The sequence below is a fragment of the Streptomyces sp. NPDC058697 genome, assembly GCF_042715345.1.
GTDB classification, from domain to species: Bacteria; Actinomycetota; Actinomycetes; order Streptomycetales; family Streptomycetaceae; genus Streptomyces; species Streptomyces liliifuscus.
On sequence record NZ_JBHXSU010000002.1, the window covers coordinates 644,374 to 656,952 of the forward strand.

The 12,579-nt window shown below is 70.4% G+C and carries 15 protein-coding genes; 6 read left to right on the plus strand and 9 right to left on the minus strand.

What is annotated here, in order from left to right; all coding sequences use genetic code 11:
- Positions 1 to 8 precede the first annotated feature (8 nt).
- The 3 genes from ACFWXQ_RS07400 to ACFWXQ_RS07410 form a co-directional block, all read right to left on the minus strand.
- Positions 9 to 446: a hypothetical protein gene (locus tag ACFWXQ_RS07400; RefSeq protein WP_383954312.1), complete on the minus strand. Its 438-nt coding sequence runs from the start codon at positions 444 to 446 to the stop codon at positions 9 to 11.
- A gap of 36 nt (positions 447 to 482) precedes the next feature.
- Positions 483 to 707: a hypothetical protein gene (locus ACFWXQ_RS07405; protein ID WP_383954314.1), complete on the minus strand. Its 225-nt coding sequence runs from the start codon at positions 705 to 707 to the stop codon at positions 483 to 485.
- Between the two features lie 119 nt (positions 708 to 826).
- Positions 827 to 1,522 (minus strand): hypothetical protein, encoded by a 696-nt coding sequence (locus ACFWXQ_RS07410; protein WP_383954316.1) that lies wholly within the window; start codon positions 1,520 to 1,522, stop codon positions 827 to 829.
- A 116-nt stretch (positions 1,523 to 1,638) separates the two neighbouring features.
- Between ACFWXQ_RS07410 and ACFWXQ_RS07415 the strand changes: the two genes are divergently transcribed.
- The 3 genes from ACFWXQ_RS07415 (at position 1,639) to ACFWXQ_RS07425 (ending at position 6,158) form a co-directional block, all read left to right on the plus strand.
- Complete coding sequence (locus ACFWXQ_RS07415; protein WP_383954318.1) at positions 1,639 to 3,666, plus strand: sensor histidine kinase; 2,028 nt, start codon at positions 1,639 to 1,641, stop codon at positions 3,664 to 3,666.
- 47 nt (positions 3,667 to 3,713) lie between these two features.
- On the plus strand, positions 3,714 to 4,373 hold the full coding sequence (locus ACFWXQ_RS07420; RefSeq protein WP_383954320.1) for a response regulator: 660 nt from the start codon (positions 3,714 to 3,716) through the stop codon (positions 4,371 to 4,373).
- A gap of 231 nt (positions 4,374 to 4,604) precedes the next feature.
- Positions 4,605 to 6,158 carry a hypothetical protein gene (locus ACFWXQ_RS07425; protein ID WP_383954321.1) on the plus strand — a complete coding sequence of 518 codons (1,554 nt, stop codon included), beginning with the start codon at positions 4,605 to 4,607 and terminating at the stop codon, positions 6,156 to 6,158.
- A 141-nt stretch (positions 6,159 to 6,299) separates the two neighbouring features.
- Here the strand turns inward: ACFWXQ_RS07425 and ACFWXQ_RS07430 are convergent, their stop codons facing one another.
- The 5 genes from ACFWXQ_RS07430 to ACFWXQ_RS07450 form a co-directional block, all read right to left on the minus strand.
- Positions 6,300 to 7,289 (minus strand): phosphotransferase family protein, encoded by a 990-nt coding sequence (locus ACFWXQ_RS07430; protein ID WP_383954326.1) that lies wholly within the window; start codon positions 7,287 to 7,289, stop codon positions 6,300 to 6,302.
- 114 nt (positions 7,290 to 7,403) lie between these two features.
- Entirely contained in the window at positions 7,404 to 7,607 is a 204-nt protein-coding gene (locus ACFWXQ_RS07435) for a cold-shock protein (protein WP_055617413.1), read from the minus strand.
- Between the two features lie 280 nt (positions 7,608 to 7,887).
- Positions 7,888 to 8,772 carry a hypothetical protein gene (locus tag ACFWXQ_RS07440; protein ID WP_386267742.1) on the minus strand — a complete coding sequence of 295 codons (885 nt, stop codon included), beginning with the start codon at positions 8,770 to 8,772 and terminating at the stop codon, positions 7,888 to 7,890.
- 10 nt (positions 8,773 to 8,782) lie between these two features.
- Positions 8,783 to 9,502, minus strand: coding sequence for a helix-turn-helix domain-containing protein (locus ACFWXQ_RS07445; protein ID WP_383954266.1), 720 nt, complete (start codon positions 9,500 to 9,502; stop codon positions 8,783 to 8,785).
- A gap of 114 nt (positions 9,503 to 9,616) precedes the next feature.
- On the minus strand, positions 9,617 to 10,288 hold the full coding sequence (locus ACFWXQ_RS07450) for a GntR family transcriptional regulator (RefSeq protein ID WP_383954268.1): 672 nt from the start codon (positions 10,286 to 10,288) through the stop codon (positions 9,617 to 9,619).
- Between the two features lie 191 nt (positions 10,289 to 10,479).
- Between ACFWXQ_RS07450 and ACFWXQ_RS07455 the strand changes: the two genes are divergently transcribed.
- Positions 10,480 to 11,019: a YbhB/YbcL family Raf kinase inhibitor-like protein gene (locus tag ACFWXQ_RS07455; protein ID WP_383954270.1), complete on the plus strand. Its 540-nt coding sequence runs from the start codon at positions 10,480 to 10,482 to the stop codon at positions 11,017 to 11,019.
- Positions 11,020 to 11,027: 8 nt separating this feature from the next.
- Complete coding sequence (locus ACFWXQ_RS07460; RefSeq protein ID WP_383954272.1) at positions 11,028 to 11,726, plus strand: metal-dependent transcriptional regulator; 699 nt, start codon at positions 11,028 to 11,030, stop codon at positions 11,724 to 11,726.
- 197 nt (positions 11,727 to 11,923) lie between these two features.
- Here the strand turns inward: ACFWXQ_RS07460 and ACFWXQ_RS07465 are convergent, their stop codons facing one another.
- On the minus strand, positions 11,924 to 12,382 hold the full coding sequence (locus ACFWXQ_RS07465) for a nuclear transport factor 2 family protein (protein WP_383954274.1): 459 nt from the start codon (positions 12,380 to 12,382) through the stop codon (positions 11,924 to 11,926).
- Between ACFWXQ_RS07465 and ACFWXQ_RS07470 the strand changes: the two genes are divergently transcribed.
- Positions 12,315 to 12,455, plus strand: a complete 141-nt coding sequence (locus tag ACFWXQ_RS07470; RefSeq protein ID WP_383954282.1) for a hypothetical protein — start codon at positions 12,315 to 12,317, stop codon at positions 12,453 to 12,455. The two genes, ACFWXQ_RS07465 and ACFWXQ_RS07470, sit on opposite strands and share 68 nt — an antisense overlap.
- The last annotated feature ends 124 nt before the right edge of the window (positions 12,456 to 12,579 follow it).

Below are 12,579 nucleotides of genomic sequence, written 5' to 3' on the forward strand. Positions count from 1 at the left end.
TTGTTTGTTCAGACCGAGGTGGGCACGAAGACGCCCGGAGCGAACCAGCTCATGCTGATGTAGATGCCCTGGCCTCGGTCGATGCCGCGCAGCGCCTCGTGCGTACCAGCGACGAACAGGCCGATGAGCAGGATCCACGGCTGTACGGGGCTGGGAATGGTGCCGCCGACGGTGACCACCAGTTCGTTGACCGTGTCCGCTGCGTCGAGGATCTGCCGCAGTGTGTCGTGGTCGATCTGCAGGTGGAAGCCCCACCAGAATGTCCGCACCGTCACGCCGGGAGCACCGGCGCCGACCGGCGCCATGTCGATGCTGTTCGCCACGGCGAAAAGGGGTGTCGGGGTAGTGAGGAGGGGGCCGTCTCCCGCGCCGGCGTTCAGCGGGACCCGCTTGGCGAGTTCGAGGGACACCACGGGCCAGTTGTCGTGCTCCGTTGCATTGGCCATGCTCATGTGCTCCTTTCTGGCTGGTCGGGTGGTCGGTCAGGCCACCACTTCGTAGACGAGGGTGTAGCTGGCCTCGTCGGCGTTGAACTCCGCCGACTTCTGCCCGGTGCCGGCCTGGGAGGCGTTGACGTTCTGATGGTTGTTCATGGGGCGGTTGGCCTCGCCGTAGCGGGTGCCGAAGACCTTGACGAGCACCTCGTCGTCCCCCGTCCAGTCCTCGGTGGCGTTGCAGGTGAGGGTCAGCAGTCGTGCGGTGGGCATAGTGGTGTCCTTCGTGTGGTGGCCATCCGGCGCTTCACCGGTTGGCTGGTGGGTGGCTTCGCGTCCGAACCGCTGCACGGCCCGTCCGAAGCAGGACGCTCACTTCCGAAGCAGGACGCTCAGCGGACGATCGTGCTGCGTCCGGCCGCGAGTCCGGCGAACGCGATCAGCAGCCACACCGGCCCGACCACGCCCTGGAAGCCGGGGAGTCCGGTCGCCCCCGCGAAGACGGTCACGGCCAGCACCGGCAGCAGGCTCAGCACGCCGATCCAGCGCGATACCGTGCGTTCGCGCAGAGCCATCCAGGCGATCGCCCCGGCCGCCACGATCACGCCCAGCCAGCCGATGTATCCCCCGAAGTCATTGAGCATGAAGTACACGAACAGGCCGTCGTCGCCGAAGGACTTCTCGTTCATCCCCGCCGGCAGATAGATGGCCAGCGCTCCCTTCCAGCCGTATCCGTACGTCAGCCCGGCCGCCGAGGCCGTCAGCGCGCCGCTCACCACATGCGCCGCCGTACTGCCCGGCACCCGCGGTTCCACCTGCCGCCGCCAGGCCGCTGCCAGTACGAGCAGGAGGGCGACGGTGAGGAACCCCGCCACCAGGCCCAGGTGGGCGGTACCGCGAGAGACCTCGTCCAGGATGGACGCGTCGACGCGTTCCGTCTCCACGACGCCGCTCCGCGGATCGGCGACGAACGTGGCAACGACACCGAGCAGGCCTGCCGCGACCCCATAGAGCGGCCACTTGGCCCGCCCGTTGCCGCCGCCGGACCGAACCGCGCCGGCTACTGCTCCCGGATCCACTGCTGCCATGACCCTCAGCTCCCCTGGATGTGAACGGTTGAGCAGCACTGTCCACGCGGCGGCGTCCCGGGCAACAGGGACACCAGTCCCTTTCGCCCGGGATATCCGTACGCCACCATGTCCCCATGGGCCGGGGGGACCGAGGAAACCGACGGGACCGCGCGCTGCGCCGTGCCGCGTACGCCGTCGCGGGAGTCGGCGCCGTGAGCTGCGTTGCCGCCGTGCCGGTGCACGCGGCGCTGTCCCGGCAGGTCGAGCTCAGCGAACTGTTCTGGAGCGATCTGGTGCTGGGCACGGTGTGGCCGCTGCTCGGCGCGGCGGTGGCCCGCGTCCAGCCGCGCAATCGGCTGGTCTGGCTGATGATGGCGCCCGCGCTGATCGGCCCGTACCACCTGCTCACCTATTACGCGGCGTATTCACAGCTGGTCGCTGAACACTCCCTGCCCGGCTGGCAGTTCGGGGCCTGGCTGGGCTGCTGGGGGTTCGTCTGCTACTTCTTCGCGACCCCTCTGGTGCCGCTGTTCTTTCCGTACGGACGGCTCGGCACCCGTCCGCGCCGGGTGCTCGCGTGGACCGTCATCGCCGTCGCCACGACCGGCACCCTCGCCGCGATGCTGCGTCCGAGTGGCACCGACCCGGTGCCCGCCCTGGCCAACCCGCTGGCTGTGCGGGGCGCGGAGTGGCTGCACGCTGTCATGTACGTGTCCTCCGGTACGTGCATGGCCGCCGGCACCGCCGCGGCCTGCTTCTTCATTGTGTTACGCACCCGGGCGGCACGCGGCGTGGAGCGCTCCCAGCTGCAGTGGCTGATGCTCGGCGGTCTCCTGATGACCCTCGCGCTCACCGCGGGGGGCTTCACCACCGGGCAACTCCCCGAGCTGCTGACCGACCTGCTGATGACGGCCGGGCTGCTCGGCCCGCCGGCGGGTATCGCCGTGGCGATGCTGCGCCACCGCCTCTACGACGTCGAGGTGGTACTCGGCCGGGCCATCGTCTTCACCTTGCTGAGCGGACTGGTCCTCGGCGTCTATCTGGCCGTCGTCGCGGGCGTGGGAACCCTCGCGCCCGGTTCGCTCGGCGGCACGGCCGCGATCGCCGCGGCCGCGCTTCTTGCGGCGGCCGGGCGCGGGGCGGTCCAATCGGCCGTGGACCGGCTGCTGTTCGGACACCGCCACGATCCGTACGCGGTGATGGCCCGCGTCGGCCGCCACCTCGCCCCCGCCTCGGAACCGGCCGAGGCCATGCGACTCCTGGTCGACGAGCTCCGCCGCGCTTTGCGCCTGCCGTACGCGGCATTCACCGGACCGGCCGTGACGGCGACCTCCGGCATACCCGTTCCCGGTGCGGGCTGGCGGACCGTGCCCTGCCTGGCGCTCGGCCGCCGGGTCGGCGAACTCCACCTGGGCCGACGGCGTGCGGCCGAGCCCTGGACCGCGCAGCAGCGGGCCGCGGCCGAGGAGGTCGCGGCGCGGGCCGCGACCCTCGCGTACGCGGCGGGGCTCGTCGAGGACGTGGCCCGCAGCCGGGCCCACATCGTCGCCGTCCGGGAGGAGGAACGCCGCCGGCTCCGCGCCGACCTGCACGACGGCATCGGCCCCTCCCTCGCCGGTACCGCCCACCAGCTGGACTCCCTGGCCCGCAGGGCCACCGACCCCGGGCTCGCGGACGACATCAGGGTGGTACGGGACCGGCTGCGCACGACAGTCGGCGATCTGCGCACCGTCGTGAACGGCCTGCGCCCCGCCGTGCTCGACCAGCTCGGCCTCGCAGGCGCGTTACGTGAACTGCTCGCCGGCTACGACGTTCCCACCTGCCGCTGCTCGGTCACCGCTGCCTGCTCCGAACTCCCCGCCTCCGTCGAGGTGGCGGCGTACGCAATCGCGGCCGAAGCGGTGGGCAACGCCCTCAAGCACAGCGCATCGGGCCGTCTCAGCCTCACCGCCCACATCACCGCCGGAGTTCTCGTACTGACCGTCGAGGACAACGGCTGCGGCATCCCGCCCCGCCACCGTGCGGGCGTGGGTCTGCGCAGCATGGGCGAACGCGCGGCGGAGGTCGGTGGCCGGCTGGCGATCACCCCGGCCCCGGGCGGCGGCACCTCGGTGCAGGCCAGGATGCCGCTTCGCCAAGAGGAGACACATGCCACTGCCTGACCGACCCGCGAGCGCCCCCGTGGGACGCCGATGCAGGAGAGGGCGAGATGAGCCAACCGCAGTCGGTGACCGTCCTCGTCGTCGACGACCACCCGATCTTCCGGGCCGGGATGACGACCGTACTGGGCGACCTGCCCGGCGTCACCGTCATCGGGGAGGCCTCCGACGGAGCCCAAGCCATCGCCGCCACCGCACGGCTGCTGCCGGACATCGTGCTCATGGACCTGCGCATGCCCGGAGTCGGCGGTCTCGAGGCGACCGCGCAGATCACCAGCGTCCATCCCGAGATCGCGGTCGTCGTCCTCACCATGGACGAGGACGACGCCTCGGTCTTCGCGGCCCTGCGCGCAGGGGCCTGCGGCTATCTACTGAAGGAGGCCGACGGCGCGGACGTCCACCGGGCCCTCCTGGGCGCCGCACGCGGCGAAGCCGTCTTCGGCCCCCGCATCGCCCAGCGGGTACTCGCCCATTTCGCCTCGCCGCACGCGGCCCAGGACACGCTGCCGTTCCCCCAACTCACCGACCGGGAACGACAGATCCTCGACCTGCTCTCCCGCGGCCTGGACAACACCTCCATCGCCCGCCGCCTCTCCCTCTCCGAAAAGACGATACGCAACCGGGTCAGCGACATCCTGGCCAAACTCCGCGCCCGTACCCGCGCGGAAGCCGTAGCCCTGGCCCGGGACGCAGGCCTCGGCCTGCCGTGAGGCACCGCGGAGGTCTCCCGGCCGCTGCCCCGACTTCGCAGCGGGTGAGCGTCCGGGAGTACGCCTGGGGACCACGAGGCCGCCGAGAACGACGGGATGTCCGGCATGTGGCGGGGCATCGAGTTATGCGTATCTCTCGTCCGGGATGTGCCCCTCCGAGCCGGGCCGCGCTACGCAGGAAGAAGCCCCGCGAGGGCACAGTCGGTGCGCCGCGATGGGCCAGGGGGAATCATGGCCGATTCCGTACGCCCTCAGGGGCCGCGGGTACCCGAGACCGACCCCAGGGTGGGGGTCGGGGTGAACAGCGACTGGCAGGGAGTGCCGAAGCACAGGCTGGTGGCGATAGGGGATTCACTGACGCAGGGATTCCAGAGCGGAGCGATCTTCAACACCGGTCTGTCCTATCCGGCAATCGTCGCGTACGAGATGGGGTGCGCCGAAGAGTTCAGGTATCCCCTCTACCAGGGTTTCGGCGGACTGCCGTTCAACATCGAGCTGCTCCTGCGTGACCTGCATGCCCGCTACGGGCGGACCGTGGACTGGTGGGAGACGCCGCTCGCGCTGTTCCGGGCCAGGACCCTCATGGACCGGGTGGAGGACCACTGGGAGCGAGGGTCCGGCCTGTCGGTGCCCCGGACGACTGCCATCATGCACAACCTCGCGGTCTTGGGATGGGATCTGCGCGACGCGCTGTCGAAGTCGGCGAACGAGTGCCGTGACCGGATCGAGGCGCCGAAGGACGATCTGATCAAGCAGGTCGTCCGGAACGCCGGCGAGCGCGCCGCCCTTCGGGTGCTGCCCACTCAGCCCCCGGAGGCGGGGGCCCTGACCCAACTGGGCTCCGCGGCCCGGCTCGGCGAAGAGACCGACGGCACCGGCTCGGAGCACGGGATCGAGACGTTGATTGTCTTCCTCGGCGCGAACAATGCCCTGCAGGCCGTGACCGAACTCAGTGTGGTCTGGAGCGAGGACGGTTACGACGACCTGTCCCGCAAAGGGGCCTTCACTGTCTGGCAGGCGCAGCACTTCAAGGCCGAACTGCGCCGGGTGGCCGCCGAGGTCTCCGGGATCAAGGCACGGCATGTCATCTGGTGCACAGTCCCGCACGTCACCATCGCGCCGATCGCGCGCGGCGTGCGGGGCAAGGCAGCGCCGGGTTCACGGTACTTCTCCTACTACACCCGCCCCTGGATCAGCGACAACAACTTCGACCCCGGCCAGGACCCGCACATCACGAGTGGCCAGGCGCGTCAGATCGACGAGGTCATCGACGAGTACAACGACGCAATCACCGGGGAGGTCCGCAGCGCCCGGCAGGCGGGCAAGGACTGGTACCTGTTGGAGACCTGCGGATTGTTGGACCGGCTCGCGTCTCGCCGGTACGCCGAGGACCCCGAGGCACGTCCACCCTGGTGGCAGCCGTACGAGTTGCCGCCGGCGCTGCAGGCGCTGACGCCGCCGCCGAACTCGCACTTCCTCGCCGGCAAGAACGAGCGGCGTACCGACGGCGGCCTGTTCTCGCTCGACGGTGTCCACCCCACGACGGTCGGGTACGGCATCCTCGCCCAGGAACTGATCAGCGTGATGGAGCTGGCGGGCGTCCAGTTCCTACGGCCGGACGGACGCACACCCCGCAAGAGCCCGGTGCTCGTCGACTTCGACCGCCTCATCCGCAACGACACCTTGATCAACCGACCGCCCGGGAACCTGGACTCGACCCTGAAGGTCATCGGCTGGGCCGACGAGGTCATGGGTCTGTTCCGACGTGTCTTCTCCCGTTCCTGATGGGACCCCAGTACCGCACACCGGGCTGGGATGAACTCGTTGTCTACGAGATGCACATCGGCACCTTCACCGACCAACTCGGGCGGCTTCTCCTGGGGTTGCAACCGACGCAGAGGGAACAAGCCGAGACGCGGCGGGCGTTCAGGTGCGGATCAGTTCCAGTGCCTGGTTCAGGTTGTGCTCGGCGACGTCCGCCATGAACTCCCGGTCGGGGAAGTCCCCGTCGAGGAGTCGCAGTGGCCCCGCCGTCAGGGAGAGACGCTGCGCCAGCATGTAGAGCGCGAGCCGGTCCTCGTCCAGTCCGTCCGCCTCCAGCGGTCGGTAGGCGTCGTGCAGGCGGATTCGGAGAAAGACGTGCTCCCACTCGACGTCGAAGTACATCGAATCCTCGATGTCGATCACCACGGGGTTCCCGGCCTCGTCCACCAGCACATGGTCGGGCCCCAGTTCGCCGTGCACGACCGCGTACTCCGTGCGCGGCCTCACCTCCGCCGCCAGACCTCGCAGCTGTTCCTCCAGCCGGTCGCGGGCTCCCGCGATGCGCGGATCACGCGACGCCGCCTCGGCGAGGTCCCGCAGCGCGCGGTCCAGCACGACCGACTCGCACGACGTCCCGATCGACGCACCTCCCCCGTCGACCACGGCCACCTTGCCGTACGTCGGCGCCCGATGTCGCCGCATCGCCTCAAGGGACTCCCCGAGCCGGGCCATGACCGGGGCAGCCGCGCTCGGGTCGCGCGCGAGCAGGTCCTCCAGGTTCTCGCCCGGGAGGTCCTCGACGATCGCGAGGTCGGCCGGGCAGTGGACGCCGTCGCGGTCGACGAGACGGATCGCCGGGACGCGGACGCCGAGCGCGTGAAGCCTCGTGTGCGCGGCCTCGAACAGGTCGAGCCCGAGGCCCGGCGCGAACGGGTCGGTGAGGTCGTCGTCGCCCTCGGCCGCCGGCCAGTAGTTCTCGGCGTCGTCCCACAGGTAGGCGATCGCGGTCGTCGAGTCGTCCATCACCAGGCGGTACACGCCCTTCTTGCTGCCGCCCGCGATCCGCTCAGCGGCCTCCAGCCGCCGCCCACCACCCAGCGCGGCCCGCGCCGCACCGGCCAACTGCGCACGCGTCTCCGCCCTGGATGCCACCACGCCCGAACCGCCTCTCCCCCATGACGACTTACGCACCGTACGGAACCATCTCAGGAATGCGTCGGCCCCCGGAACACGCGTTCCGGGGGCCGACGAGGTCCGACCGCTTTATCAGGCGGGCGTGATGTTCTCCGCCTGCGGGCCCTTCTGGCCCTGCGTGACGTCGAAGGTCACGACCTGGCCTTCCTGGAGCTCACGGAAGCCGGTGGAGTTGATGTTGGAGTAGTGCGCGAAGACGTCCGGTCCCCCGCCGTCCTGAGCAATGAAGCCGAAGCCCTTTTCGGCGTTGAACCACTTGACGGTTCCCTTGGCCATGCTGATGCCTTCCAGTCAATATCGGACCCGCACCGCGCGGCCCCGGAGGTGATCGCCCTGGTCCGGCACTGCACAGCAAAACGCCCGCGCCGGAGCGCGGGCAGGTACTGCGAACCACGACATCTGAGAGTGACGCTACACGGCAAAACCGGCTCCCACCAGAGAACAACAGCCATGATCCGAACCGCGTCGCACGTACTGCCCATCAGCGGCCCGCGCGCGCGGCGTCGGCACCCGCTCTCCTGACGCCCGGGGCCACGACCGGCACCACCTCAGCTGCTCAGAGCCGACCGTGTTCCCGCAGGATGTGCAGGGCGTCGAGGGTGACGATGCCGCGCCACTCGGTGCTCTGTGCCGGCATCCAGTGGAGGAAGTGGAAGTCCCACCCTCCGTCGTCCAGTTGCTCGCTCTCCAGCCGGTCGAGGTCGGCATCGATCTGGGCGGGCGTGAAGAGTGCCCGGCTCGGGGTTTCCGGCCGTGGAGAGAGTTCGAGCGGCTTGATGTGTTCGTCCTCGATGCCGCCCGGGACGGGGACGGTGCCGTCGGGGCGGATCGACGGCCGTAGCCGGTCGATCGCGGCGGCGGCGCGGTCCGGGTCGGGCACCGCGTCGAGGAACTGCAGGGCGAACACCACGGTGTAGCCGCCGGCTTCCTTCTGCGATTCGAGCTCACGCCAGCTCCAGGCCGTCGCTGCGTCGAGCCACGGATGCTCGACCCCCAGCTGGTGCAGCCGGCCGGCGAGGGCGAAGGTCAGGAAGCTGGACTCGTCGTTCGGCTCCATCCAGGGAGTGCGCGGGTGGCCGAGTGCCGAGGGCAACACTTGTGCGACACCGCCGTCGGACCGGGCGACCGAGGCGACCCAGTCGGCGGTCGCGGTGACCATCGGGTCGTTCGTCGCGCCGATCTCCGCCAGTACCCCAAGTGCGGTGAGGGCCGCGGAGGGCTGGCTGCCCGGGCAGCGCACATCGGGTTCGAGCGCGTGGCCGAAGCCGCCGTCGGGATTCCGGTAGGGCCGCAGCGCGTCGAGCACCGGCTCCACCGGGGCGCCGTCGAGAAACACTTCGAGCTGGCGCCGCTCCAGCACGCGGGCCGTGCCTTCCATGAACTGTCGCGCCGAGTCGATGCGGGACTCGCCGCTGGTCTCAGGGATCGTACGAGTAGTCATGCCATCGACGCTATGCGGCGGTCAGCCGGACGTCTTCCAGGAATCGGACAGGCGTGACTCCCGTCAGCCGGTGGACCTCGTCCGTCATGTGGGCCTGACTGGCATAACCGGCTGCAAGCGCCTGATCGGCCAGCGGCATCGTGGAGGTCTCGTCGGCTCCGATGAGCCGGCGGAGCCGGGCCACGCGGGCGAGCGTCTTCGGGGCGTACCCGACCGCGGCGGTCACCCGCCGGTGGAGCTGCCTCTCGCCGACGCCGAGTTCGGCGGCGAGATCGGCCACCCGTATCTCGCGATCCGCCAGTCGGCGGGCCGCCTCGGTGGCGAGCGGATCGGGCGTGGCCCGGCGGTGGAGAACGGCTCCGGCAAGCAGGCGGAGGCATTCTGCGGTGTCACCGGCCGTGGCCACCTGCTCGCTCAGGGCCCCGGCCTCCGGCCATACCTCGGTGAGAGGTACCTGGAGGTCGCGGACGGCGGAGGCCGGCAGCCCCAGCACGTTGCCGGCCGCACCCTGTCGCAGGCGTACGCCGCAGGTCGGCACGCCGGTCGGTTCCCACAGCACCGGGCCGGTGTCGGGGCCCACGACGATCGGCGCGCCTTCGCCCAGCCAGACCAGGTCCACGCAGCCGTCCGGGACCACTCGCTCCGTCCCGTCCACGAGCGTGTCGTTGCGCCACAGACAAGCGACCACGGGCAGCAGCCCGGTCGGCGCACGGAACTCGCGGTAGCTCACGCCTTCCACGATAGAACCCCGATCGGCCACGCCCACACTCATGCCCGCACCCGCGCCCCGCGGATGTTCACGAGATATGGCCGCCCGGCTCTGTAGTCACGCGGGCAGAGCCGGTCAGTTCAGTCCGGCCGCGGTCTGGCTGAGGTGCAGGACCAGTACCTCGGCCGCGGTGTCGGCGTCTCGGGCCAGCGCCGCCTCCTCCAGTCGGCGGTGCTCGTCGACACCGTCCCGGTCGGGGTTGCGGTGTGCCGACCAGCGCCGAGCCAGCTCGCTCGCGGTCCACATCCGGTCGACGGTCTCCAGCAGCACGGGGTTGCCGCACCCCTCCAACAGGGTGCGGTGGAAGACCCGGTGGGCCTCGGACCAGGCACTGCTGTAGTACTCGCCCTCCTCCGGAACGTACGCCGGAGTACGCGCCAGACGGTGGTGGGCGGCTCGTACGCGGGCCTCCCAGTCGACGTCGCCACGCTCGACGGACATGCGCAGCACGACCGGTTCGATGGTGATGCGGGCCTCCGTGATCTCCTGCCAGCGCCGGTCGGAGAAGGCCGGGACGACGAAGCCGCGGTTGGGCAGCCGGTCGGCAAGCCCCTCCCCGACCACCCGCACGAGCGCCTCGCGCACCACGGCCAGACTCACCCCCTGCTCCTTGGCAAGGTCCTGCGGTTTGAGGGCGTCACCGGGGGCGTACTCCCCGCGCATGATCGCCTCCCGCAGGTGTGCGTAGACCTGCTCGGAGAGCATCTGCTTGCCCGGCGAAGTCGAGGTGTGGTCCGTCTGGGTCATGCCGCCATCGTAGACGATCCCGTTGATAATCGATTATCTGTGTTATCGTCGATTTCATCGTCGCCGGAAGACCACAGCGATCCATCTACGCGACGCTGCGGCCCGCCCGTCGACCGCATCCCGCCCACCACCAACGCCACCTCCGCCTCCACCTCCATCGCCACACAGCAAGTCCTGAAAGGAACGACGCGATGAGCGCCAACGACCCCTTCGCCCGCCTCCCCGAGGCGGCCTCCTTCACCGTTACGAGCACCAACGTCACCGACGGCGCCGCCTGGTTGCCCGAGCAGCTCTCCGGCATGTCCGGTGTGCCCGGCGGGAAGGACGTCTCCCCGCAGCTGTCCTGGAGCGGCGCCCCGGAAGGCACCAGGAGCTACGCCGTCACCGTCTACGACCCCGACGCCCCGACCGGGTCCGGGTTCTGGCACTGGGCGGTCGCCGACATCCCCGCCACCGTCACCGAGCTGCCCGAGGGCGCCGGCGACGACACCGGCTCGGGCCTGCCCGAGGGCGCCTTCCAGCTGCCCAACGACGCCCGCGCGGCCCGCTACATCGGCGCCGCCCCGCCGGCCGGGCACGGGCCGCACCGCTACTTCGTCGTGGTGCATGCCCTCGCCGTCGAGTCCATCGGCGTCGCGGCCGACGCCACGCCGGCCGTCCTCGGGTTCACCATGGCGGGCCACATACTCGGCCGCGCGGTCCTGACCGCCAGTGCCGAGACTCCCGCCTGACGAACAGCATGTCCGCACTCATCGACACCACGGAGATGTATCTCCGCACCGTCCTGGAGCTCGAGGAGGAAGGCGTCGTCCCCCTGCGCGCCCGCATCGCCGAGCGCCTGGACCAGAGCGGCCCCACCGTCAGTCAGACCACCGCCCGCATGGCGCGCGACGGTCTCCTGCGCGTCGCCGACGACCGGCACTTGGAGCTGACGGAGAAGGGCCGTCGGCTGGCCACGCGCGTGATGCGCAAGCACCGGCTCGCGGAGTGTCTGCTCGTCGACGTGATCGGTCTGGAGTGGGAGCAGGTGCACGCCGAGGCCTGCCGCTGGGAGCACGTGATGAGCGAGGCCGTCGAACGCCGCGCCCTGAAGCTGCTCCGGAACCCGACCAAGTCGCCCTACGGCAACCCGATCCCGGGCCTGGAGGAGCTCGGCGTGAAGAGCACCATGGATCCGTTCCTCGACGAGGCCGTAGTCAGCCTCAACGACCTGGCCCCCGGGCCGAACGGCACGAGCGCGAACGCGGTCGTACGGCGCATCGGGGAGCTGATCCAGACCGACCCCCCGCTGATGCGCACCCTGCGGCACGCCGGGGTACGGCCCGGCGCGGTCGTGAGTGTGACGTCATCGCCCGGCGGCGTGACGGTGAGCGGCGGCGGGGAGGCCGCCGAACTCCCCACGCGGACCGCCGCGCACGTCATCGTCGCCAAGCGCTGAGCCCGGCCCAGCGCTGAGCCCGGCCGAGCGCTACGCCCAATCGGGCACCGACCCGCCGCCGCGGGCCGGTGCAGGCACCAGGTCGGCCCTCGCCCACTGGAACGGAGGATCGTGGTCGAGGGCCGTCCTCGTTGATTCGGCGGAAGGTGTGCACGAACTTGCCCCGCACATGACGGCCGGCCCGTTCTCCCGCACGTTCACGCAGCACAGGCCTCGGCGATCGACAGGCTGTTCTCGTAGAGGTGGTGCCGGGTGATCCGGCCGTCCTCGACGGTGAGGCGCAGTGCGAACGGGCCCTCGAAGGACTTTCCCGTCGCGCGTACGGTCCCCGACAGGTGGCCCATCAGGACGGCGTCGGTGCCATCCACGAGGAAGGTGTCGACGGAGGCGCGCGCGTCCTCGGGCACGGTGTGCTCCATCAACTCCTGGAACTGGGCGGCGCATTCGGCGGCGGTGGACCGCGGGCGGATCCATGGAACCGCGGGGTTCTCGGCGAGCATCCAGTCGACCTCGTCGGCGAACAGCGTGACGAGCCGCCCGGTGTCCCCGGCCACCCGGGCGGCGATGAACTCCTGCACGGCGGCCCGAGTGGCCTCGGCCACCGAACTCGCGGTGGTGGCCGAACTCGCCGTGGTCGCGGCGGACTTGACGGACATCGCACTCTCCTCGCTGCTGCGGTCGAATCCCGGCGGGGTGTTCCCGTCGATGTGCTCGATCCTGCTGGAGTGAGGGGTGCACGGTCGATTACCCCGGGGGTAATGGCCCTGGCCGCTGCCTCGTGGCTGATTCCTTCAGGTCACGCGGGTCTCCGCCAAAGACTTTGAACACTGAGATGACAAAGTATGGACATGTC